Source organism: Planococcus beigongshangi (assembly GCF_016820495.1).
Lineage (GTDB): Bacteria > Bacillota > Bacilli > Bacillales_A > Planococcaceae > Planococcus > Planococcus beigongshangi.
In genome coordinates this window covers 511,979-533,351 of sequence record NZ_JADHDU010000002.1, presented here as the reverse complement: position 1 = coordinate 533,351, position 21,373 = coordinate 511,979, and the positions used below count along the sequence as shown (strand labels likewise).

Here is a 21,373-nt window from a genome sequence, read left to right as displayed (position 1 = left end):
ATGGACAAGATAAAAGCCGGAACTCCTTTGCGGAGTTTCCGGCTTTATTTTTATAAATGGCTCATCAGAATTTCAGTGAACGCTTCTAGACCTTGCTGATCTTCTTCAGTGAAACGGCTGAGTTCAGGGCTGTCGATATCAAGTACGCCGATCACTTCGCCGTTTTTGATCAATGGCACGACAATTTCAGAGCGGGAAGCCGCATCACAGGCGATGTGGCCAGGAAATGCATGAACATCCTCAACGAGCATGGTTTTCTTTTCAGCCACTGCAGTTCCGCAGACGCCGCGGCCTACCTGGATGCGGACGCATGCAGGCAATCCCTGGAAGGGACCGAGCACAAGCTCGCCGCCTTCCATCAGATAGAACCCGGCCCAGTTGATGCGCTCCAGGAATTGATTGAGCAACGCAGCTGCGTTGCTTAAGTTAGCGATTGTGTTTGTTTCGCCTGTCAGAAGTGCATCAAGCTGTTTGCCGAGCATCGAATATTGTTCAGCGCGCGTTCCGCTGTAGTCGGTTTGAGTAAACATGGGAACCCTCATTTCATCAGTATAGTAGGGTTATTATAGAATTTTTCATGATGCTTATGCAAGCCTGCGACACTATGGGCATCGGATCCGAACACGAGCGGGATGCCAAGGGATTTGGCGTATGGCAGATATGCCTCCGGCGGATAGGGTTCGCGGCACCCCGGTTTGGACAGGCCCGCGCTGTTCAGATCGATTTCATAGCCGCCGGCGGCGATCGAGCGGAACAGTTTCTCGATTTGCGGCTGGTCATCGATGGCTTCGCCGTGATCAAGCTGGAATTTATGGATCAGCGTCGGGTGGCCGATGCGTTTTGGTTTAAATGCTCCAAGATCTGCTGAAACCGATGCTTCAACCGTGTTGTAATAACGGTTGTAGAGTTCAGGGACAGAACCTGCGATGCGGGCGGCTTCCATAAATACATCAGTACTGAAGTCGATGCAATGATAGCCGTCATCCAGTTTCAGGAAATGAACGGAAAGGAGGGCGTCATCAAGCATCGGCCCGAAAAGATCGAGGAATCTGCGTGTTTCCTCTTCGTAGCCTTCAATGAAATCGACTTCAAGTCCGGCCCGGATGCGTATATCATTTTTATACCGGTCTTTTACTTCGTTTACTGCAACCAGGTAAGCCGATAAAGCGTCCACATCCATACCGCTGTCTTTCTCGGGTGTGGTATCTTCAAATGATGGAGGGAGAGGGGCATGTTCTGTAAAACTGATATCTGTAAATCCTGTCTCCAAAGCCTTTTCGACATAGGCATTCAGTGTGTCCTGCGTCCCGTGGGGGCAATAAGGGGAATGGATGTGCGCATCTCTTTTCATCAAACGTCTTCCTTTCGTACGAAATGAAAATTTTTCTCTCTTTTATTCGAAATTGGCGAACATTACAGGTCATTACATGTTAAAATAGGAGAATCTAGAATTTAAATTACATAGAGCTGGAAAAGTGATTTTGAACAGGGGGCTATATGACTTATGGTGGAGTATATCATCATTGCGGTCATTATTCTATTAGCGGTGATTATCGTTGGCTTTATGTTTCGAAAGAAGCATCACACGGAAATTGAACGCTTGGAACAGTTAAAACTGCAAATACAAAACAAACCGATCTTGGAAGAATTGACGAAAGTGAAACAATTGAACATGAACGGACAGACGGAAGAGATGTTCGAACGCTGGCGTTCAATATGGACCGAAGTGATGGATGTACATATTCCGCAGATTGATGGCCTGCTTTTCGATGCTGAAGACGCAGTCGACCGTTTCAATTTCGGAAAAGCAACCGGTGCAGAGAAAGAGGCCGGGGAAAAAATCGAACTGGTCGATCGCCAGATGAATGAAATCCTGGTTGAACTCGAAGAATTGATCGGCAGTGACGAGAAAAACCGCAGTGAAATGGATATCTTGAGAGATCAATACAGGCAGGGGCGCAAGAGCCTGCTTGCACATCAACATTCCTACGGTGCCGCTGCAGTTCCACTAGAGAAAAAGCTTGAGAAGTTCACGCCTCTTTTTGAACAATATGATGAACTGACAGCCAAAGGCGATTATTTGAAAGCGCGCGAAATCGTCATTGGCTTGTCTGACGAAGGGCAGCAGGTATTCCGCTTGATCGAAGTGATTCCGCCGCTGCTTGCGGATATCCAGTCCAAGATTCCTTCCTATATCAATGAACTGCGCAGCGGAATCCGGGAAATGGAGTCACAGGGCTATTACCTGGAACATCTCGAAATTTCAAAACAGCTTGATTTGATGGAAGAGCAACTGGCTGCTGATAAAGAGCAGATCAGCCAATTGAACATCGAAGAACCTCAAAAGTCGGTTGAAGAAATGAAAGAGAAAGTGGATTCGTTTTATGAGCTTCTTGAAAAAGAAGTAGAGTCCAAGCATTATGTGGATCAGCATAAAAATGCAACAGCTGCAAAGCTTGATGAAGTGACGCTTGAAACCAGGGAAATGTCTGATGAATGTGCAGTTGTACAGCAAAGCTATAAAATACCGGAGCAGGAAGCGAAAATTCCAAAAACCTGCTTAGAAACGCTGGAAGACCTTCAAAAACGGTTTGATTTGCTCCAGTCAAGAACGGAAGAAGATCAAGCCGCATATTCCAGCCTTCAGCAGGAATTGAGTGAAATTCGCTCGCAGCTTGCAGAAATCGATTCAACACAGGCAAGTTTCACCGAATCCCTGAAGAGCCTGCGGACAGACGAACATAAGGCACGTGCGAGACTGGATGTACTGAAACGGAAACTGCAGGAAACCGACAGGATGCTCCATAAAGCCAATACACCGGGGATACCGGAGGAAATGGATATTCGACTGGAAGAAGCTGAAGAAAACCTCTTTGTTGCCATGCAGGGCCTTCAGGAAGTTCCGTTGAATATGAAACTGGTTGAAAACTATCTGGTCAAAGCTGAACGGTCTATAGCTGAAGTTGAGGAAAAAGCAGTTGAAATGATTGAAAATGTCCAGTTGATCGAACGCATCATCCAATACGGCAACCGTTACAGAAAAACAAATCCACAGATGAACCAAAAACTGATGGAAGCGGAAGAGTCTTTCCGACAGCTCCGCTACGCTAAAGCACTGGAAGAAGCGGCAACTGCAGTAGAAAATTTCGAACCGGGTTCGATGAAACGGATCGAAGTGCTTTCGAAGGAAAGTGCCTGGAAAGTGTAAGAAATGCGACGGCGCCCGTTAAGCCCAAAACTTTTATAAAGAATCATCAGACTGATTAAGTTATAATAACTTAACCATTAAAAATTGAAACCACCAGCCCTCATGCTGGTGGTTTTCTTTTCGGAGGTGATCAGATGATCTATTTGGATAACAGCGCAACGACGAAGCCCAAAAAAGAAGTCATGGATACATTCATAAAAGCCAATGAAGATTATTACGGAAATCCCGCCTCTCTTCATAAGCTCGGCAATACTGCAGAGAACCTGCTGGAATCGGCCCGCCGGCAAATTGCTAAAGAACTGCAAATGCAGCATGTCGTTTTCACTTCAGGCGGAACTGAGGCCAATAATTTAGCGATCCTGGGGACAGCCCAGGCTTATGCGCATCGCGGACGCCATATCATCACCGCTGTCACAGAACATCCTTCTGTCCTGAAGTCAGTGGACCAACTTGAAGCCCGGGGTTTTGAAATCACCCGTCTGCCTGTTGATCCATCAGGCAGCATCGATCTGGATCACTTGAAAACAAGTTTAAGAAACGATACGATTCTGGTGACATTGATGCAGGTGAACAATGAAACAGGAGCTGTCCATCCTGTTTCGGAGTTCAAAGAGATTTTACAGGGAACACGTACATTCCTTCATATAGATGCTGTCCAGGGAATCGGTAAAATCCGGATGAGGACAGAGGATATGCCGGATCTATTAACTATTTCCGCGCACAAGATCCACGGACTCAAAGGCAGCGGCGTACTTGCGTTTAATGATGTGCAGCCTGAAGCGATCGTCATCGGCGGGGGGCAGGAATCTGGTTATCGGAGCGGTACAGTTCCGGTCCCGCAGGCAGCGGCATTCGCAAAAGCGTTAAGGCTCGCACGCCCCAATCCGGAATGGGGGCTGTGGAATAAAACGCTGCGGGAGTTTTTCGGTCAGTTCGAAGACATCAAAGTCATCAGTCCGGAATCTGCTGCTCCTCATATCCTTTCCGCAGCGATGAAAGGTGTCAAAGGTGAGATTTTGGTTTCGGCGCTTCAGGAAGAGTCGATCATCGTTTCCACTTCAAGTGCCTGTTCATCAAAAAATAAAGAAACGAGCCATGTCATCAAAGCGATGGGGGTACCCGCCGCCTATCAGTCGGGTGTAATCCGCCTCAGTTTTGGCGCGTACACTACAGAACAGGATATCGCGGCATTCCAACACGCATTTAAAAAGGTTCATGCAATCATCAAAGGAGTTTAAACCATGAAAACTAATCAAATACTCATCAGATACGGGGAGCTTTCAACAAAAGGCAAGAACAGAAGTTCATTCATCGGCCGCCTCCGCGATAATATCCGCCATACATTCAGCGATCTTGGCAAGCTCCAGATCCAAGCGGAACGCGACCGCATGTTCATCAACTCGGACAGCGAAGAAGATCTGGAACAGGTCATCGCAAGGCTGCCGAAAGTATTCGGCATCCAATCATTCAGTCCGGTTACTGAAACAGAACTGTCGATTGAAGCGATGAAGAAGGCGGCCGTTGCCATAATCGGAAAAATGGATACGGAAGGCAAGAGCTTCAAAGTGTCCGTCAGGCGTGCCAATAAGCAGTTCGGCATGGAGAAGCCTGAAATCTTGCAGGCTATCGGTTCTTCCGTTCTAAGCACTTACTCAGGGTTATCCGTAAAGATGAAAGATCCGGATATCGAATTGAAAGTGGAGATCCGTGAAAAAGCCGCTTATATGACAGCCGAAGTGATCGCGGGTGCAGGCGGACTGCCGATCGGTGCAGGAGGCAAAGCGCTATTGATGCTGTCAGGGGGGTTGGACAGCCCGGTTGCAGGCTATCATATGCTGAAGCGCGGCGTTCGTCTGGAATTGATCCATTTCTTCAGTCCACCTTTTACAAATGACCGGGCAAAAGAGAAAGTTTTGGATCTGGCTGATAAGCTCAGCCAGTTTGGGTCTTCCGTCAATCTGCACATCATTCCGTTTACAAAACTTCAGCAGGAAGTCCATAAACAGGTGCCGGATAATATCACGATGACTTCTACTCGCCGTATGATGATGCGTGTAGCAGATAAAGTTTTGGAGCAAACGGATTGCAAAGCGATCATCACAGGGGAGAGCCTGGGCCAGGTGGCGAGCCAGACCCTTGAGAGCCTGTATGCGATAAATGCTGTCACAACTACGCCGGTGCTGCGACCGCTGATTTCAACGGATAAACTGGAAATCATCGATACAGCGATGAAAATCGGCACACATGATATTTCCATCAGGCCTTTTGAGGATTGCTGCACCATTTTTACGCCAGCTAATCCGAAAACGAAACCGAAGCTTGAGAAAGTCGAGTATTATGAGGGATTTGTATCGTTCGATGAATTGATCCAGGAAGCTGTCGATCATCGTGAAATCATTAAATTCCCTAGAGCCAAGAAAAATGAATTCGAAGATTTATTGTAGAACCGCCTATGGGCGGTTTTTTCTTTTTTATAATTATTTTGAATACTGAAATTATTGCGTTATAATAAAGAAGGCATTCAGCAAATAGTCCAAGGGGGTTTCCACATGAATCGAGAAGCGTTACTTGCACCGGAAGAATATAATCTAGTGGATGAAATCGAGAAATTTGCAACTGGCGAAGGGAAAATGGCGATTGTCTGGGAAAATGACAAAGGGTATTCGAAAAGCGTTACATATGATGAATTAATGGCAATGGCCAATAAAGCCGCCAATAGTTTTGTAAAAGCGGGGTTGGTAAAAGGGGATGTCGTCCTTGTCATGGTCCCTCGCCTGATAGAAGCGTACGTGGTATATATCGGCGCGCTGAAAGCGGGTCTTACCGTCATTCCGAGTTCTGAGATGCTGCGCGCAAAAGATATTTCCTACCGCTTGAACCATAGCGGGGCAAAAGCGGTTATTGCCTATGAACGGTTCATGGATCAGTTCACTGAAGTCCCTGAAATGGAAAATACCATCAAATTGATGATCGGTGAATCGGACAGCAATTGGATTTCACTGATAAAAGAAATGGAAAATGCATCCCCTCATTTTGAAAAAGCGGCAACGCGAAATGACGACATGGCCTTCTTATCGTATACTTCAGGCACAACAGGGAATCCAAAAGGTGCAATACATAGCCACGGCTGGGCATACGCTCACCTGCGCACCTCTGCAGAGCATTGGCTCGGCGCGAAAGAAGGCGATCTGGTATGGGCTACGGCTAGCCCTGGCTGGCAAAAATGGATCTGGAGCCCGTTTCTTGCAACACTTGGCAGCGGAGCAACAGGATATGTCTATAATGGGAAATTTGATCCCGAAACATATTTACAGATGCTTGAATCGAAAGGGATCAACGTCCTATGCTGCACCCCGACCGAGTACCGGCTGATGGCGAAGCAGAAGAATCTGGCCGACTATGATTTGTCCTCGCTTCACAGTGCGGTGTCGGCAGGCGAGCCGCTGAACGCGGAAGTCATCAATGTATTCAAGCAGCATTTCAATCTTGAAGTAAGGGACGGATACGGACAGACAGAAAACACGCTCCTGGTCGGTGTGATGAAAGGGATGGAAATCCGGATCGGCTCGATGGGCAAACCGACGCCTGGCAATAAAGTCGAGATCATCGATGAATTCGGCAACCCGTGTAAAGCCGGGGAAGTGGGGGATATCGCCGTCCACGCAGAAACGCCGGCCCTATTCAAAGGCTATCTGAAAGATGATGAGCGGACGAAAATGCAATTCCGCGGTGATTATTACATCACCGGCGATAAAGCGTCGAAAGATGATGACGGCTATTTCTGGTTTGAAGGCCGCGGAGACGATATCATCATCTCTTCCGGTTACACGATCGGTCCGTTTGAAGTGGAGGATGCTTTAGTGAAACATCCGCTGGTGCAGGAATGTGCGGTTGTCGGTTCCCCGGATGAAATCCGCGGCACCGTGGTAAAAGCTTTTGTCGTGCTCGTTGACGATGCCGAGCCTTCCGAGGGGCTTGTAAAAGAACTGCAGGAGCATGTCAAAGAGCTGACAGCCCCTTATAAATACCCGAGATCCATTGAATTTTTGGGACAATTGCCAAAAACTGCATCCGGTAAAATCCGCCGTGTGGAATTGCGCCAAAAGGAAATGAATAAATGACCACGGCGGCCGGAACTTTTCCGGCCGCTTTTTTTATTGCCTATCATCCACATCAAGCCTATAATTGAATAATATTTCGGTAAGCAAAATAATAGGGGAATGGTGAGCAATAGAATATGACAGATGAGAAAAAAGGGATATTATATACGATTTTGACTTACGCCTTATGGGGCGTGCTCCCGATCTATTGGAAACAGCTTGGCCATGTGCCGAGTGATGAAATACTGACCGCACGAATTTTCTGGGCGTTCTGGACAACGGTGCTGGTCATCTTCCTCATCGGAGGGCAAAAAAACCTATTGAACGACCTGAAGACATTATGGAAATCAAAAAAAGCGTTTTTCACACTGATGCTGGCTTCCTATCTGATCACGCTGAACTGGTTCCTCTACATTTTTGCCGTAACAAGCGACCGCATCGTGGAAACGAGCCTTGCCTATTACATCAATCCATTGGTGTCCATGCTGCTGGGTGTCTTCTTCCTGAAAGAGAAGCTGACGCCGGCCATCAAATTTGCATTCGTACTGGCGGCAATCGGGGTGGGGATTCTTACCGTTTCGTATGGCGTGTTCCCATGGATGGCTTTCGGCATGGCATTCAGTTTCGCGTTTTACGGATTGATCAAGAAGACCATCAAACTGAATGCGCTGCGTGGCCTGGCCCTGGAAACACTGTTTGTGCTTCCGGTAGCGGCCGGATTCTATATCTACCTGTTTGCCATCGACAGAGCCGCTTTTACAGCTGTTGATGCAAGCACTGACTGGCTGCTGATTCTGAGCGGAGCGGTCACCGCCCTTCCGCTGTTTTTATTTGCAACAGGTGCACCTCTGATTCCGATGTATATGATCGGATTCCTTCAATATATTGCACCCACGATGATGCTCATCATCGGTGTGGCGATTTACGGCGAGGAATTCAACCGGATCAGTTTGATTTCCTTCTCCTTCATCTGGGTGGCGCTGATTCTTTTCACCGCTTCAAAAATGGCGGAAGCGCGCAAGATCCGCAGGGAAAAAGTGAAGCATCCCATTGTGTACACGAAAAAACCATGAAACGCTTTTGCGTTTGGCCCGTAAAAGAAAGATGGAAGTATTAAAGGAGGCAATTGAAATGAATACAAAAAGATGGATAGCACTTTTGGTGGCAGCTGCTGTACTGGTGATATCCCTGCTCGTCAATTCGGTATTCTCGATGTTCCAGAGTAATTTCGCTGCCAGTTTTGAAGAAATAATGGCTGCAGATACAGCTCAATTAGAAGAAACCATCATCGAACCGGGAAGCGCCAATTCCAAAATAGCGGTATTGGAAGTTGATGGCGCCATCCAGGACACGGGAGATGCATCAGCATTGTTCGGTTCCGCTGGCTATAATCACCGGCAGTTCATGCAGCAACTTGAACAAGTGAAAGAAGATAATGCAGTAAAAGCGGTGATGCTGAAAGTGAATTCACCTGGAGGCGGGGTAGTGGAGTCGGCTGAGATTTACGACAAGATCACCGAAATCCAGGAAGAAACAGACAAGCCATTCTATGTCTCGATGGGCGCCATGGCTGCTTCAGGCGGTTACTATATCGCTGCACCAGCCGATAAGATCTTTGTTCACAGGGAAACTTTGACCGGATCTATCGGCGTCATCATGCAAAGTGTCAATTATGCGGAGTTGGCCGATAAATTGGGCATCGATTTTGTCACCATCAAATCCGGACCCTATAAAGACATCATGAGCCCGACAAGGGAGATGACCGAAGAAGAAGCAGCCTTGATGCAGGAAATGCTCAACGATTCTTATGAAGGTTTTGTTGACATCATCGTAGAAGGCCGCGACCTTCCTGAAGAGGAGGTCCGTGCAGTTGCGGATGGCCGCATCATGAACGGCCGCCAGGCTATAGAAGCGAATCTTGCGGATGACTATGGATATGCGGAAGATGTAATGGAAGCGCTGCGGAGCGATTTTGATCTGGGGAATGCCCAGGTGATTGAATACGGAGCTTCTGAAAGCTGGAGTTCATTATTCGCAGTAAAAGCCGGATCGTTTTTCGGAAATGATATTGAAACGCAATTATTGACGAAATTGATGACGGAATACAGTTCACCGCGCATGATGTATCTATATGGTGAAAACTAAGGAGGGGCGATCATGGAAAACAATACGAGCCAGAACCAAGCTTTGGCTGATGAAAAAGAAACCGTTCGCCCTGACAGCCGTCAATTTGAAAAAGTGGAATTCTATGAACGCAAACCGGCTGGATTCTGGGTGCGCTTTTGGGCTTATCTGATTGATCTGATGCTGATTTCCGGTGTCACTTCGATTCTGTTCAAACCTATCTTCGCGCTTTTGGGCTTAGAGATTTCCACTGAAAACTGGTATACGCCTTTTGCAATATTGTCATCAATCCTGTTTTACGCATATTTTGTGCTGATGACTAAATTCTTCAGCCAGACTGTCGGAAAAATGATTTTTGGTATTAAAGTCGTCTCATTGAAACGGGACAATCTCGACTGGAACACCTTACTGTTCCGGGAATGGATCGGCCGGCTCATTTCGGTGACGGTTCTCCCGCTTTATTTCATCGTCGGATTCACGCCGTTGAAACAGGGCGTCCATGATTTCTTCGCAGATACGACAGTCGTACATGAAGAGTCTTTCAGAAAAAGCAGCGTGTTGCAGAAAGCCGGCCGCGGGCAGTCGGGGTTGCAAGAGGACCGGGCCTTTTAGTATGATGAAGACAGTATGAGAGGGAGGCGTTTTTATTGGTACAAGTTACATTTAAAGGAAATCCGGTTACATTGCCGAACAAAGAAGTCAAAGCAGGGGACGAAATTCAGAACTTCACAGTGCTGGCCAATGATTTGAGCCCTGTCACTTCGCGGGATAAGGCAGGGGAAATCAGATTGTTCAGCGTGGTTCCTTCTTTGGATACGGGCGTATGTTCCGACCAGACGAAACGTTTCAGCGACGCAGCTGCATCGCTCGGTGAGAATGTTGAAATTCTGGCTGTTTCCTGTGACTTGCCGTTTGCACAAAAACGGTGGACTGAGATTAATCAGGTTGACAACCTGACAACGTTGTCCGACCACCGCGACCTTTCCTTTGGTGAAGCATTTGGTGTAACGATGCAGGAACTCCGGCTGTTAGCACGTTCGATTTTCGTAGTCGATGAGAATGACAAAGTGACTTATGTGGAATATGTTGCAGAAGGCACAGATCATCCCGATTACGATCGAGCGATTGAAGCGGTAAAAGAATTGACAAAATAATATGCGGAACCCACTCTCTTGAGTGGGTTCTCTTTATGGGGACTGAGAACTGATGAATTCATCTATGGAAAAAGTTTTTAATTTTATCGACAAGCATACGACTGAAATACAGAACGAGCAGGAAAGCTCATATCTTGAAAGTCTGCTGACGACTACAGAGCAGTGGCTGGATGGTTTGATCAATCCGGATACTGAAGCTGGCAAAGAAGATATCCGCAAAGCGATCCAGCTGGCAGTGTTAAAAGGGATGAAAGAACATATCCAGCCGCATCACCAAATGACGCCGGATGCTCTTGGGCTCCTGATGGGCTATCTTGTGGAGCTGTTCGTGAAAAAAGATCAGGCCACTATACTTGATCCAGCTGTCGGAACTGGCAATTTGCTGCTTACCGTCATGAATTACCTGGATGGTAAACTGCTCGGAGCAGGTGTGGAAATCGATGATCTTTTGATCAGACTGGCTTCTAATATCGGCAATCTGGTTGAGCAGCCGATCACTTTATACCTGCAGGATGCGCTGCAGCCTTTATTGATCGACCCGGTCGATGCCGTTGTATCGGATTTGCCGGTCGGCTATTACCCGAATGACGAAAATGCAGCAACTTATGAATTAAAGGCGGAAGAAGGGATGTCTTATGCGCATCATCTATTCATCGAGCAATCGCTGAAGCACACGGCTGACGGCGGGTACCTCTTCTTCATCGTGCCAAAAGCGCTGTTTGAATCACCTTTGGCCAGCCAATTGCATGATTATTTGAAGAAGACGGCCTATATTCAGGCGGTAATGGAATTGCCGGATACGCTATTCAAAAATTCTACCCATGCAAAAGGGATCCTGGTGCTCCAAAAGAAAAAAGAAGGTTTGAAAGCGCCGAGGGAAGTGTTGTTGGCCAGAGTGCCGAACATGTCGAAACCTGAATCCATGGCGAAGTTTTTCTCCCAGGTCAATAATTGGTTCAAAGAAAACAAGGAATGAATTGGTTAAAATATGTTATAATGGAAACAGCAGAAATACTATACCAGATTAACTGAAAAGAGGGATGACCCATGAGTGAATCCAATGAAACTCCAAAAAAAGTAAGCCTGCAGGAAGCTGTGAAACGTCAGCTTGAAGCGAAGAAAAACCAGGCAGGCGGCAAAAAAGGCGGCGGCAACGCATCACTTGAAACAAAGAAAATGAAGAGCCAGCAGACGAAGAAAGTGAATAATACGCGCCGTAAGATGGGTGTTTAATAAGAAAAGCGACGGCACCCGTTCAGCTCTGACAGGCATAAGACAGATCAGCGATGGTCTGCCTTTTTCTATGGATTTCCACCTGATAAAAGGGTTCGGGCACTGGGCGGCGAAGCAGTTATAGAACAAGCAGGCCAGAAACCGTTAAAAGGAGTGGACCGCAGTGTATAAGAAAATTCTGCTTGCCTCGGATGGATCGGAAAATTCGTTGCGCGCTGCCCGGGAAGCTGTCTATATCGCTCTACTTGAACAGGAAGCCGAAGTTACTGTCCTTTATGTCATTGATCACAAAGAAGCGGAAAGTGAAGAGATACACAAGAACATCCCTGTCGAAGTCGAGCTGGCGAGAAAGAAAAAAGTTCAGCCAATAATTGATCTGCTTGAAAAAGAACAGATTTTTTATAAGCTGGAACTGATTTACGGCATTCCCTCAAAGGTCATTTCAGAATATGCCAATGAAGGAAACATCGATTTGCTGGTCATGGGCAAAAGGGGCTTGAATCCGATGCAGGAAATGGTGCTGGGCAGCGTCAGCCGTTCGGTACTGAACAAAGTGGATGCTCCCGCACTGGTCGTGAAATAGGAGGTCTATTTCTTATAATTCAGCCGAGAATGTTTCCTGCCATCAAATATAGGCAATAAAGAGAAGGGACGGAATAATTCCGTCCTTTTTTCCTGTTTAAGGAATTGAATTGAGGATTAGTCCTTATCTTCAGCTTATGATTTCAGTTGTGGGCCCTGTAAATGCTATAATAACTGATTGTGAAGGCATATTAAGAATATGGGCATGCCTCGGAACATTAAAGGCGTCCCGCTCTATGGTAGAATTAGTCCATAATAAATTTAAAAGAGAGCTGATGATTTTGAAAACAAACGAGAGGTACACCGCATTTTTACCGGTATTGCTGGGTTCTGATATGAACGCCTACGGTATGGCACGGGCATTCTATGAAGAATACGGCATCAAGCCGCTGGTTTTGGGAAGATCCAACCTTTCCGCCACGCAGCATAGCTCAATCCTGAACTTCCGGGTTGTTGAAGACTTGAACGAAGAAGGGACGTTTCTGCCGGCAGTCCTGAAGATTGCTGAAGAGTTCAAAGGACAGAAATTACTGCTCCTGGCCTGCGGGGATGATTATGCAAAACTCATCATCCGGAACAAGGATAAACTGACACCGCATTTTTCAGTTCCCTATATAGATGAAAAGTTGATGGACCGGCTGGTTCTGAAAGAGAATTTTTATGATATCTGTGAGCAATATGGTTTCAGTTATCCGCGGACTGATTTATGCACCTATGAAAATTACAAAACGTTTTCACCTAATTTCTCTTACCCGATCATCATCAAAGCGTCCAATTCTGTAGCTTACTGGAATTGTTCGTTTCCGGGCAAAAAGAAAGTTTTTGTTGCCCATGACCCGGCTGAAAAAGATGCGATTTTGGAAGCGATCTATAGTTCTTCCTATAAGGATAATTTGACGATCCAGGAATTTATCCCGGGTGACGATTCATTCATGCGCGTCTTGAATGCCTATGTCGGGAAAGACGGTAAAGTAAAATTGATGGCACTCGGCAATCCGATCCTAGAAGAGCATTCACCTGAAGGCATCGGCAGTTATGCAGCCATCATCAATACATTCGATGAAAAACTGCTCGACAAAGTGCGTTTCTTCCTTGAAGATATCGGCTACACAGGATTTGCAAATTTTGACATGAAATATGATGCACGTGATGATTCGTATAAATTGTTCGAGATTAATCTGCGCAATGGCCGCAGCAGCTATTATGTAACGGCAAGTGGACATAACCTGATGAAATATGTGGCAGATGACCATATCTTCAATAAACCCCAACAACTCGTTTACGCCAAAGATAAGCATCTTTGGTTGATCATTCCTAAAGGAGTCCTCTTCAAATATGCACAGAATGAAGTCTTGAAAAAAGAGGCCAAACGATTGATCAAAGAAGGCAAAGTGACAAATTCATTATTCTACGAAAAAGATTTTAATCCGAAACGCTGGATCAAACTAAAGTTGAATAACCTGAATTATCATCGGAAATATAAAAAATACTTCAACAATAAAGGTCTGTCCTAAGCTATGGAAAAGAAGACACTCGGAATTGTCGGCGGCGTTGGTCCGCTGGCGACTATGTTTATAGGCGAAATGATTGTGCGGCGCACAAAAGCTGCAAAAGATCAGAATCACGTAAACTCCATCATCACGAATAATACACGCATTCCCGATCGCACAGCTTATATAATGGGGCGTTCAGAGGAAGACCCGGTCCCTGTCATGATCGAGGATATAAAAAAACTTACCTCAATTGGAGCGGAACTGATCATCATCCCTTGCAATACCGCGCATACTTTTTATGACAAACTTCAACAGGGATCGCCGGTCCCGGTGATCCACATGATTCGCGAAACGATGAAACGTGCGTCGGAGCAGCAGGCACAGAAAGTCGGAATCCTTGCAACTACGGGGACGATCACTTCCAAAGTCTATCAGCAGGCGGCAGAAGAATTCGGTCTTGAAGCCGTCCTGCCGGATGAGGCGATCCAGGAAAAAGTCATGAGCATCATTTATGACAATGTGAAGGCTGGGAAAGATGCAGACAGGAATGTCTGGAACGACATCGCCACTTTTTTGGAAAACCAGGGATGCGACCGGATTATTCTAGGGTGCACAGAGCTGTCCATTGTCAAAAAAGAGATGGACCTTCCGGATTTCTATCTGGATTCGTTGATCGTGCTGGCGGAAACAGCTATTGAAGCATGTGGCTACGACCTTGCCGAATGATACGGATTGAATAGCAAAAACCCTTTCCATTTTATGGAAAGGGTTTTTTATCTGTCATTGATTAGGCCGTCGGATTTTGTCCGCTATCCATTCTGGACTTCAGATTGTCCGGCGCATCATCAGTACGGACTACCAGCACGTCGCAGGCAGCGGAACGGACGATGTGTTCGGAAACGCTGCCGATAAGAAAGCGTTCAACGGCATTCAGCCCTGTAGCACCACAAATGATAAGATCGGCTTCCACTTTTTTTGCCACATCACGGGAAATCATTGTTTTAGGTGATCCGTAATCTACAACGATATTAACTTTTTCTACGCCTGCAGCCATTGCCTCTTTTTTATAATCGGCTAGAAGGTCTTCAGCGAATTTTTGTGCTCTGTCCGCGATGGAGCGGTCATAAGCTTCAATTGCAGCAAACGATCTTGTATCAATGACGTTCACCAGATTCAATGTTGCGTTATTGCGTGTTGCGATGCCCACTGATTTCTTGAAGGCCCATTCCGCTTCTTTTGAACCATCCACTGCTACGAGTATTTGTTCATATTCCAAAGTCATAAGATCATTCCTCCTCATTTGATTCTATTTATGCAATTCGATATACAGGACGTAAAGTCCTTCTTTACAGGAAATAAATCAAGGATTGATGTGACAGATGCTTGAACGGAGCATGAGCGGATGCAAATTTTCTGCCAGCTCTGAATGGGTCTCGAAATTATTATATGATGATAAAAAATAAATTCATTCATTACTCGGAATCTTGCGTGTTTTAGAAGAAGGGCAGCAAGCGGTAAAAAGAATTCACAGAATATAATCATTCGCAAATTTAAATAGGGCATAATCCATAAATATCTGTTAGAATGGATTTGCTTTGAGTAATTAATCAAATGATTTCTATTTTCTATTAAATGATCAATGGAGGTATTTACATGCGTATTGGAGTTCCAACAGAAGTAAAAAACAATGAAAACCGCGTAGCGATGACACCGGCTGGCGTTGTCAACTTATCATTATATGGACATGAGGTTTTTATCCAATCAGGAGCAGGGCTTGGCTCTGGTTTTACTGACGAAGATTATACTTCTGCCGGTGCGGCTATAGTTCAAACAGCTGAAGAGGCATGGAACCAGGAAATGATCATGAAAGTGAAGGAACCGGTTGCATCTGAATATGGGTATTTCCGTGAGGGGATGATCCTGTTCACTTATCTGCACCTTGCGCCAGAACCTGAATTGACAAAAGCGATGCTCGAATCGAAAGTTGTCGGAATCGCTTATGAAACGGTTCAGCTTCCGAACAATACATTGCCATTATTGACGCCGATGAGTGAAGTTGCCGGCAAAATGTCTACACAAATTGGTGCACAGTTCCTGGAGAAAATCCACGGCGGCGGCGGAATCCTGCTAGGCGGCATCCCGGGCGTCTCCCGCGGGAATGTGACTGTTATCGGCGGCGGTGTAGCGGGTACCAATGCTGCGAAAGTGGCAATCGGAATGGGCGCAAATGTAACGATCCTTGATTTGAACCCGGATCGTCTTCGCCAACTGGATGATCTCTTTGGCCATCAGGTCCAGACACTCATCTCAAATCCGTTGAACATTGCCCAATCAGTCGAGAAATCCGATCTTGTCGTAGGTGCTGTATTGATTCCTGGCGCCAAAGCTCCGAAACTTGTGACTGAAGACATGATCAAGTCGATGAAACCGGGCTCGGTTGTTGTCGACATAGCGATCGACCAAGGAGGCATCTTTGAAACAAGCGACCGGATCACGACCCATGATCAGCCGACTTACATCAAACACGGTGTTGTGCACTATGCGGTAGCGAATATGCCGGGTGCAGTGCCGCGCACGTCGACGATCGGTTTGACGAATGTGACGGTGCCATATGCTGTACAGATCGCGAACAAAGGATATAAGAAAGCGATTCTTGATAATGAGGCGCTGAAAAAAGGTGTTAATACGCTGGAAGGCTACATCACTTATAAAGCGGTGGCAGATGATCAGGGAGCCGAGTACAAATCGGTCGACGAATTATTGGCATAAGCCATTCAACAGAAAAGCTGCGCCGGGCATTTTGCCTGGTGCAGCTTTTTTTTATTCAATTATTTATTATCTGCAGTTCTTTCGGATATTTCGTCAGAATTTCAACGCCGTCTTCAGTCACGGCCAAATCGTCTTCTATGCGTACACCGACTTTGCCTGGCACATAAATCCCGGGTTCAATCGTGAATACCATGCCTGCTTCCATCTTCATATCGTTCGAGCCGTGCAGTGAAGGGAATTCATGCACCGAGATGCCCAGGCCGTGCCCAAGGCGGTGAGTGAAATATTCTCCGTACCCGGCTTCCGTAATGACGTTGCGGGCGATGCCGTCGAGTTCCGCTGCTGTTACGCCTGGTTTGACGGCATTGACCGCAGCCATTTCCGCTTCCAGTACGATATTATAAACTTTCTTCTGTTCTTCGCCGGGCTCACCAAGTGCAAGGGTGCGGGTGATATCTGAACAATAGCCCCTATGTACAACGCCAAGGTCGAACAGGACCAAATCGCCTTTCTGCAATTTGCGGTCACCGGTTTTACCGTGTGGTGATGCCGCGTGGTCGCCTGTGAGTACCGTAGTATCGAATGACATATGGGTGACGCCGCGTCGTTTAAGGGAGAGTTCAATCTCCGTCATCACCTCGATTTCAGTGATGCCTTCCCTGATGGTTTTCGCTGCGACTTCGATGGCATAGTCTGCCAGGGCTGCTGCTTCGCGCAGGATCTCCAGTTCGGAGCCATCCTTGATGACGCGCATGGCATTCACTTTCTCGTCGATGCCGACAATTTTCGGCGTACCGAAAAATTCATTGATCGCGTCGTAGCGTTCCACGATCATATGCGTTTTTTCAATTGCCAGCGTTTGGATCTGCGCCATTTTTTCCTGTGCCGCATCAAAAAGTATTTCCATCGCATTTTCGGTATCTGTATGTCCGATGACCTGTCCTTTCCAACCTGCTGCTTCGGCATCCGGAATTTCCATCTGCGGACAGATCAAAAACGGTTCCGCGCCACTGAAGATCATGACACCGAGGAGCCTTTCGTGGGGATTGCTTTTGAAACCTGTGAAATAAAAGACGTTATCCGGATTCGTGATGAATGCTGCGTCCACACTGTTTTCCTTTAAATGATCCTGCAGTTTGCCGATTTTATTCATATAAGAATTCCTCCTCTATATGTGTAGCATATCAAAGATAAGGGTATATGACAGCTAGAACTTGCACGTTATAAATGGAGGGATAACATGAAGATTTCGTATCATGGACATTCAGTCGTAAAAATAATGACGGGAGGAAAGACGATCCTGATCGATCCGTTCATCAACGGCAATAGCCTGACGGACCTGAAAGTGGAGGAAGAGAAACCGGATGCGATCCTTCTGACACATGCACATAACGATCATGTGGGAGATACAGTGGAACTGGCTAAGGCGAATAATTCACAGGTGGTGGCCCCTGTCGAACTGGCCAATTACCTGGGGACTTTAGGCGTCGATGCAGCCGGCATGAATCTGGGCGGTTCGAGTGATTTCGATTTTGGCACCGTCAAATACACGAAAGCATTCCACAGCTCCTCTTATATGGCAGAGAACGGGGAAGTGATTTACGGCGGCATGCCGGCGGGAATCATCTTCAAAGCGGAAGGCAAAACCATTTACCATGCCGGCGACACGGACTTGTTCGGGGACATGGAATTGATCGGCAAGCGAAATGACATTGATGTGGCATTCCTGCCGATCGGCGATTTCTTCACCATGGGTCCGGAAGATGCAGCGTACGCAGCTGAACTGTTAAAGGCGAAAACGGTAGTCCCGATCCATTACGATACCTTCCCGCCGATCAAACAGGATCCGGAAGAATTTAAAAAGATGGTGACCGGTTCTGATGTGAAAATCCTGAAAGCCGGCGATGAATTAGCTATTTAATCCATGAACCCCCTGAAGAGGCGACCCTCTTCAGGGGGTTTCTGCATTAGGAAATATGGTACACTAAAAGCATCAGGAAAGCAGAAAGAATGGGTGACAAAATGGCGACGAAACATGAACAGATACTTGATTATATAGAAACCCTGGAAGTCGGTGAGAAGATTTCCGTGCGGCGGATTGCAAAAGAGCTCCGGGTCAGCGAAGGGACAGCATACCGCGCGATAAAGGAAGCTGAAAATCAACGGCTTGTTTCGACGATTGAACGGGTAGGCACCATCCGGATCGAACGGAAAAAGAAAGAGAACATCGAGCGCCTGACCTATGCAGAAATCGTGAACATCGTTGACGGCCAGGTGCTCGGCGGAAGATCCGGCCTGCATAAATCGCTGACCAAATTCGTCATAGGCGCTATGCAGCTGGAAGACATGATGCGCTATACAGAAGCAGGGAACCTGCTGATTGTCGGAAACCGCTTCAAAGCCCATGAATATGCGCTGAAAGCTGGGGCAGCGGTATTGGTGACCGGTGGCTTTGATGCCTCCGACGCTGTGAAAAAACTTGCCGATGAATATGAATTGCCGGTCATTTCTACCAGCTACGACACATTTACGGTAGCGACGATGATCAACCGGGCAATCTATGACCAATTGATCAAAAAAGAGATTTTATTGATAGAAGATATCTTGATCCCTTTGGAGAACACCCATTTTCTCCATTACCAGGATCCCATCAGCCGTTATCGACAACTGAATGAAGAGACGGCGCACGGCGGCTTCCCGGTGGTTGACGATGGAGGGAAAATCACCGGGATCCTCACTTCACGCGATATCATCGGCTTTTCCGATGACGACAGCGTTGAAAAAGCCATGACCAAAGATCCGATTACGGTTACTTTGCACACGAGTGTGGCTTCAGCGGGACACCGGATGATCTGGGAAGGAATCGACCTGCTTCCGGCAATCGATGATCACGGGAAACTTTGCGGTGTCATCAGCAGGCAGGACGTGCTGAAAGCCATCCAGACGGCCCAGCGCCAGCCGCAGCAAGGCGAAACGATCGACGACATCATCAAAAGCCAATTGCAGATGAAGCCGAATGAAAAGCTGTCGCTTGAATTCAAAGTGACTCCCCAAATGACGAATGCCTACGGTTCGATTTCTTACGGAGCTTATACGACAGTCCTGGCGGAAGCGGCCATCAGTGCTTTGAAAACAAAGAACCGGAAAGACAGCGTCCTCGAGAACATGTCTGTCTATTTCTTGAAACCAGTTCAACTCGATTCGGTGATCTTCATCAAACCGGTGATCCTGGATATCAGCCGGAAATCGGCAAAAGTGGACATCGAAGTTTTGTTTGAAAACGAGATTGTCGGCAAGGCTTTGCTGACGTTCCAGCTGCTGGACCGGTAATAAAAATCCCCCTCCGAATATGGAGGGGGAAATCTTATTGGTTCAAGCGCGTCTCTTCAGCTACGAATTTATGGTAATGTCTGGCCGCTTTATAATTATGGATGACCAGCGCCAGACCCAGGATGATGAAGATGCCTGAAATGATGTACGTCACTATACCGGTGAATACCATCAGCTGGTTGATCCCGAAGAACAGGATGAAACTGCCGAGGAATAAGGATGCAGTAGCTGCATACCATTTTTTTCGTATAGGCAGTGTTGCGCGGAATTGCTTTGTTTTATAATAGAAATAAAACACGGCGGATATGACGATTAAAAAGATAAAAATTAGCATAAGGACCTCCTGTATTCAAAAACTCTTCTTCATTAAGTATATTGTACTTAGAAATGAGCCTGAATGCGAACGGATTTCCTTGAAAACGGAGGAACACCCTAATGAACAGTCAAATCATCGACACAATTAACCAATTCGAAACGATCATTATCCATCGCCATGTAAGGCCTGACCCCGATGCATACGGCTCACAGCTGGGATTGAAATACATACTGCAGCATAATTTTCCGGAAAAGCGCATTCTTGCAGCAGGCGAGCATGACTTGACGATGGATTTTCTAGGTGTGCCGGACGAAGTCAAAGATGAAGACTTCGACGGGGCATTGGTGATCGTAACGGATACAGCCAATACCGAACGCGTCGATGATCAGCGCTATAGCGGCGGTGCCAAAATCATCAAGATCGACCATCACCCGAATGACGATGCCTACGGAGACATTATACTCGTGGATACAGACGCGAGTTCTTCATCGGAGATGATTTATGAATTATTCGCAGCCGGCCAGGCACAGCATGGCTGGGAACTTCCAGCATCTGCTGCGCGACAGCTGTATGCCGGCATTATCGGAGATACCGGTCGCTTCCTGTTTCCGAGCACTACCCAAAAGACGTTCAAAATTGCCGGTGAATTGATCAAAAGCGATTTTGACCGCAATGCGCTCCATAACGGCATGTACGAAATGGAACGGAAACTATTGCACCTTCAAGGTTTTATTTACCAGAACTTCAAAATGGATGAAAATGGCGCAGCCTTTGTAAAAATTACGCTGGATATTCTGAAGGAATTTGACGTGACTGCCACTGAAACATCCTTGCTGGTCAGTTCACTTGGAAACGTCAAAGGCATGAAGGCATGGGTCATCTTCATAGAAGAAGAGGATGAGATCCGCGTCCGTCTGCGTTCGAAAGGGCCTGTCATCAACGGATTGGCAAAAGAATTCAACGGCGGCGGCCATCCGATGGCTTCGGGTGCCACAGCTTATTCCTGGGCAGAAGCGGAACAGGTGATTGGCAGACTGAAGGAAATCTGTGCAGCTGCAGAATGA

General features: G+C 46.8%; 22 protein-coding genes. 17 read left to right on the top strand and 5 right to left on the bottom strand.

From position 1 onward, the window contains the following. Window positions 1–50: 50 nt before the first annotated feature. Together IQ294_RS06735 and hisJ are read right to left on the bottom strand one after the other, a co-directional pair. Window positions 51–530, bottom strand: a complete 480-nt coding sequence (locus IQ294_RS06735) for a GAF domain-containing protein (RefSeq protein WP_203333233.1) — start codon at window positions 528–530, stop codon at window positions 51–53. Window positions 531–538: 8 nt separating this feature from the next. Beyond that, window positions 539–1,351 (bottom strand): histidinol-phosphatase HisJ, encoded by an 813-nt coding sequence (gene hisJ, locus IQ294_RS06730; RefSeq protein ID WP_203333232.1) that lies wholly within the window; start codon window positions 1,349–1,351, stop codon window positions 539–541. 153 nt (window positions 1,352–1,504) lie between these two features. Here hisJ and ezrA point away from each other — a divergent pair, with 153 nt between their 5' ends. The 13 genes from ezrA to cuyB all read left to right on the top strand — a co-directional run bounded on the left by ezrA (window position 1,505) and on the right by cuyB (window position 14,620). After that, complete coding sequence (ezrA, locus tag IQ294_RS06725) at window positions 1,505–3,208, top strand: septation ring formation regulator EzrA (protein ID WP_203333231.1); 1,704 nt, start codon at window positions 1,505–1,507, stop codon at window positions 3,206–3,208. Between the two features lie 134 nt (window positions 3,209–3,342). Further along, window positions 3,343–4,446, top strand: a complete 1,104-nt coding sequence (locus tag IQ294_RS06720; protein ID WP_203333230.1) for a cysteine desulfurase family protein — start codon at window positions 3,343–3,345, stop codon at window positions 4,444–4,446. Between the two features lie 3 nt (window positions 4,447–4,449). Then, window positions 4,450–5,652 carry a tRNA uracil 4-sulfurtransferase ThiI gene (gene thiI / locus IQ294_RS06715; protein WP_203333229.1) on the top strand — a complete coding sequence of 401 codons (1,203 nt, stop codon included), beginning with the start codon at window positions 4,450–4,452 and terminating at the stop codon, window positions 5,650–5,652. A 105-nt stretch (window positions 5,653–5,757) separates the two neighbouring features. Then, complete coding sequence (gene mbcS / locus IQ294_RS06710; RefSeq protein WP_203333228.1) at window positions 5,758–7,329, top strand: acyl-CoA synthetase MbcS; 1,572 nt, start codon at window positions 5,758–5,760, stop codon at window positions 7,327–7,329. Between the two features lie 116 nt (window positions 7,330–7,445). Continuing rightward, window positions 7,446–8,381 (top strand): EamA family transporter RarD, encoded by a 936-nt coding sequence (gene rarD / locus IQ294_RS06705; protein ID WP_203333227.1) that lies wholly within the window; start codon window positions 7,446–7,448, stop codon window positions 8,379–8,381. A 58-nt stretch (window positions 8,382–8,439) separates the two neighbouring features. Continuing rightward, entirely contained in the window at window positions 8,440–9,453 is a 1,014-nt protein-coding gene (gene sppA / locus IQ294_RS06700; protein ID WP_203333226.1) for a signal peptide peptidase SppA, read from the top strand. A gap of 12 nt (window positions 9,454–9,465) precedes the next feature. Beyond that, complete coding sequence (locus tag IQ294_RS06695; protein ID WP_203333225.1) at window positions 9,466–10,044, top strand: RDD family protein; 579 nt, start codon at window positions 9,466–9,468, stop codon at window positions 10,042–10,044. Between the two features lie 35 nt (window positions 10,045–10,079). Beyond that, window positions 10,080–10,586 carry a thiol peroxidase gene (gene tpx, locus IQ294_RS06690; protein WP_203333224.1) on the top strand — a complete coding sequence of 169 codons (507 nt, stop codon included), beginning with the start codon at window positions 10,080–10,082 and terminating at the stop codon, window positions 10,584–10,586. Between the two features lie 52 nt (window positions 10,587–10,638). Beyond that, a complete protein-coding gene (locus IQ294_RS06685; RefSeq protein WP_203333223.1) occupies window positions 10,639–11,562 on the top strand; it encodes a class I SAM-dependent methyltransferase in 924 nt (307 codons plus the stop codon). A gap of 71 nt (window positions 11,563–11,633) precedes the next feature. Then, the gene (locus IQ294_RS06680) at window positions 11,634–11,819 is read left to right on the top strand and encodes a hypothetical protein (protein ID WP_203333222.1); all 186 of its coding nucleotides are present in this window, start codon (window positions 11,634–11,636) and stop codon (window positions 11,817–11,819) included. Between the two features lie 163 nt (window positions 11,820–11,982). Beyond that, window positions 11,983–12,402 carry a universal stress protein gene (locus IQ294_RS06675; protein ID WP_203333221.1) on the top strand — a complete coding sequence of 140 codons (420 nt, stop codon included), beginning with the start codon at window positions 11,983–11,985 and terminating at the stop codon, window positions 12,400–12,402. A 274-nt stretch (window positions 12,403–12,676) separates the two neighbouring features. Continuing rightward, window positions 12,677–13,915 carry a carboxylate--amine ligase gene (locus IQ294_RS06670; protein WP_203333338.1) on the top strand — a complete coding sequence of 413 codons (1,239 nt, stop codon included), beginning with the start codon at window positions 12,677–12,679 and terminating at the stop codon, window positions 13,913–13,915. A gap of 3 nt (window positions 13,916–13,918) precedes the next feature. Beyond that, window positions 13,919–14,620, top strand: coding sequence for a cysteate racemase (gene cuyB, locus IQ294_RS06665; protein WP_203333220.1), 702 nt, complete (start codon window positions 13,919–13,921; stop codon window positions 14,618–14,620). A 61-nt stretch (window positions 14,621–14,681) separates the two neighbouring features. Here the strand turns inward: cuyB and IQ294_RS06660 are convergent, their stop codons facing one another. After that, the gene (locus IQ294_RS06660; RefSeq protein ID WP_203333219.1) at window positions 14,682–15,176 is read right to left on the bottom strand and encodes a universal stress protein; all 495 of its coding nucleotides are present in this window, start codon (window positions 15,174–15,176) and stop codon (window positions 14,682–14,684) included. Between the two features lie 371 nt (window positions 15,177–15,547). Between IQ294_RS06660 and ald the strand changes: the two genes are divergently transcribed. Further along, complete coding sequence (gene ald, locus IQ294_RS06655) at window positions 15,548–16,663, top strand: alanine dehydrogenase (RefSeq protein ID WP_203333218.1); 1,116 nt, start codon at window positions 15,548–15,550, stop codon at window positions 16,661–16,663. A 55-nt stretch (window positions 16,664–16,718) separates the two neighbouring features. On the opposite strand, the gene IQ294_RS06650 is transcribed toward ald, so the two are convergent. Further along, window positions 16,719–17,816, bottom strand: coding sequence for a M24 family metallopeptidase (locus IQ294_RS06650; protein ID WP_203333217.1), 1,098 nt, complete (start codon window positions 17,814–17,816; stop codon window positions 16,719–16,721). An 87-nt stretch (window positions 17,817–17,903) separates the two neighbouring features. On the opposite strand from IQ294_RS06650, the gene IQ294_RS06645 reads away from it, so the two are divergent. Together IQ294_RS06645 and IQ294_RS06640 are read left to right on the top strand one after the other, a co-directional pair. After that, window positions 17,904–18,584 carry a metal-dependent hydrolase gene (locus IQ294_RS06645; protein ID WP_203333216.1) on the top strand — a complete coding sequence of 227 codons (681 nt, stop codon included), beginning with the start codon at window positions 17,904–17,906 and terminating at the stop codon, window positions 18,582–18,584. 101 nt (window positions 18,585–18,685) lie between these two features. Then, window positions 18,686–19,993 carry a DRTGG domain-containing protein gene (locus tag IQ294_RS06640; RefSeq protein ID WP_203333337.1) on the top strand — a complete coding sequence of 436 codons (1,308 nt, stop codon included), beginning with the start codon at window positions 18,686–18,688 and terminating at the stop codon, window positions 19,991–19,993. Window positions 19,994–20,027: 34 nt separating this feature from the next. On the opposite strand, the gene IQ294_RS06635 is transcribed toward IQ294_RS06640, so the two are convergent. Further along, on the bottom strand, window positions 20,028–20,327 hold the full coding sequence (locus IQ294_RS06635) for a YtpI family protein (protein WP_203333215.1): 300 nt from the start codon (window positions 20,325–20,327) through the stop codon (window positions 20,028–20,030). 101 nt (window positions 20,328–20,428) lie between these two features. Here IQ294_RS06635 and IQ294_RS06630 point away from each other — a divergent pair, with 101 nt between their 5' ends. Then, window positions 20,429–21,373 carry a DHH family phosphoesterase gene (locus IQ294_RS06630; protein WP_203333214.1) on the top strand — a complete coding sequence of 315 codons (945 nt, stop codon included), beginning with the start codon at window positions 20,429–20,431 and terminating at the stop codon, window positions 21,371–21,373.

Excerpts from the sequence above, each read along its gene's own strand:
- IQ294_RS06735 (WP_203333233.1), bottom strand. The coding sequence starts at position 530 with ATGTTTACTCAAACCGACTACAGCGGAACGCGCGCTGAACAATATTCG.
- hisJ (WP_203333232.1), bottom strand. The coding sequence starts at position 1,351 with ATGAAAAGAGATGCGCACATCCATTCCCCTTATTGCCCCCACGGGACG.
- ezrA (WP_203333231.1), top strand. The coding sequence starts at position 1,505 with ATGGTGGAGTATATCATCATTGCGGTCATTATTCTATTAGCGGTGATT.
- IQ294_RS06720 (WP_203333230.1), top strand. The coding sequence starts at position 3,343 with ATGATCTATTTGGATAACAGCGCAACGACGAAGCCCAAAAAAGAAGTC.
- thiI (WP_203333229.1), top strand. The coding sequence starts at position 4,450 with ATGAAAACTAATCAAATACTCATCAGATACGGGGAGCTTTCAACAAAA.
- mbcS (WP_203333228.1), top strand. The coding sequence starts at position 5,758 with ATGAATCGAGAAGCGTTACTTGCACCGGAAGAATATAATCTAGTGGAT.
- rarD (WP_203333227.1), top strand. The coding sequence starts at position 7,446 with ATGACAGATGAGAAAAAAGGGATATTATATACGATTTTGACTTACGCC.
- sppA (WP_203333226.1), top strand. The coding sequence starts at position 8,440 with ATGAATACAAAAAGATGGATAGCACTTTTGGTGGCAGCTGCTGTACTG.
- IQ294_RS06695 (WP_203333225.1), top strand. The coding sequence starts at position 9,466 with ATGGAAAACAATACGAGCCAGAACCAAGCTTTGGCTGATGAAAAAGAA.
- IQ294_RS06685 (WP_203333223.1), top strand. The coding sequence starts at position 10,639 with ATGAATTCATCTATGGAAAAAGTTTTTAATTTTATCGACAAGCATACG.
- IQ294_RS06680 (WP_203333222.1), top strand. The coding sequence starts at position 11,634 with ATGAGTGAATCCAATGAAACTCCAAAAAAAGTAAGCCTGCAGGAAGCT.
- IQ294_RS06670 (WP_203333338.1), top strand. The coding sequence starts at position 12,677 with ATGATTTTGAAAACAAACGAGAGGTACACCGCATTTTTACCGGTATTG.
- cuyB (WP_203333220.1), top strand. The coding sequence starts at position 13,919 with ATGGAAAAGAAGACACTCGGAATTGTCGGCGGCGTTGGTCCGCTGGCG.
- IQ294_RS06660 (WP_203333219.1), bottom strand. The coding sequence starts at position 15,176 with ATGACTTTGGAATATGAACAAATACTCGTAGCAGTGGATGGTTCAAAA.
- ald (WP_203333218.1), top strand. The coding sequence starts at position 15,548 with ATGCGTATTGGAGTTCCAACAGAAGTAAAAAACAATGAAAACCGCGTA.
- IQ294_RS06650 (WP_203333217.1), bottom strand. The coding sequence starts at position 17,816 with ATGAATAAAATCGGCAAACTGCAGGATCATTTAAAGGAAAACAGTGTG.
- IQ294_RS06645 (WP_203333216.1), top strand. The coding sequence starts at position 17,904 with ATGAAGATTTCGTATCATGGACATTCAGTCGTAAAAATAATGACGGGA.
- IQ294_RS06640 (WP_203333337.1), top strand. The coding sequence starts at position 18,686 with ATGGCGACGAAACATGAACAGATACTTGATTATATAGAAACCCTGGAA.
- IQ294_RS06635 (WP_203333215.1), bottom strand. The coding sequence starts at position 20,327 with ATGCTAATTTTTATCTTTTTAATCGTCATATCCGCCGTGTTTTATTTC.
- IQ294_RS06630 (WP_203333214.1), top strand. The coding sequence starts at position 20,429 with ATGAACAGTCAAATCATCGACACAATTAACCAATTCGAAACGATCATT.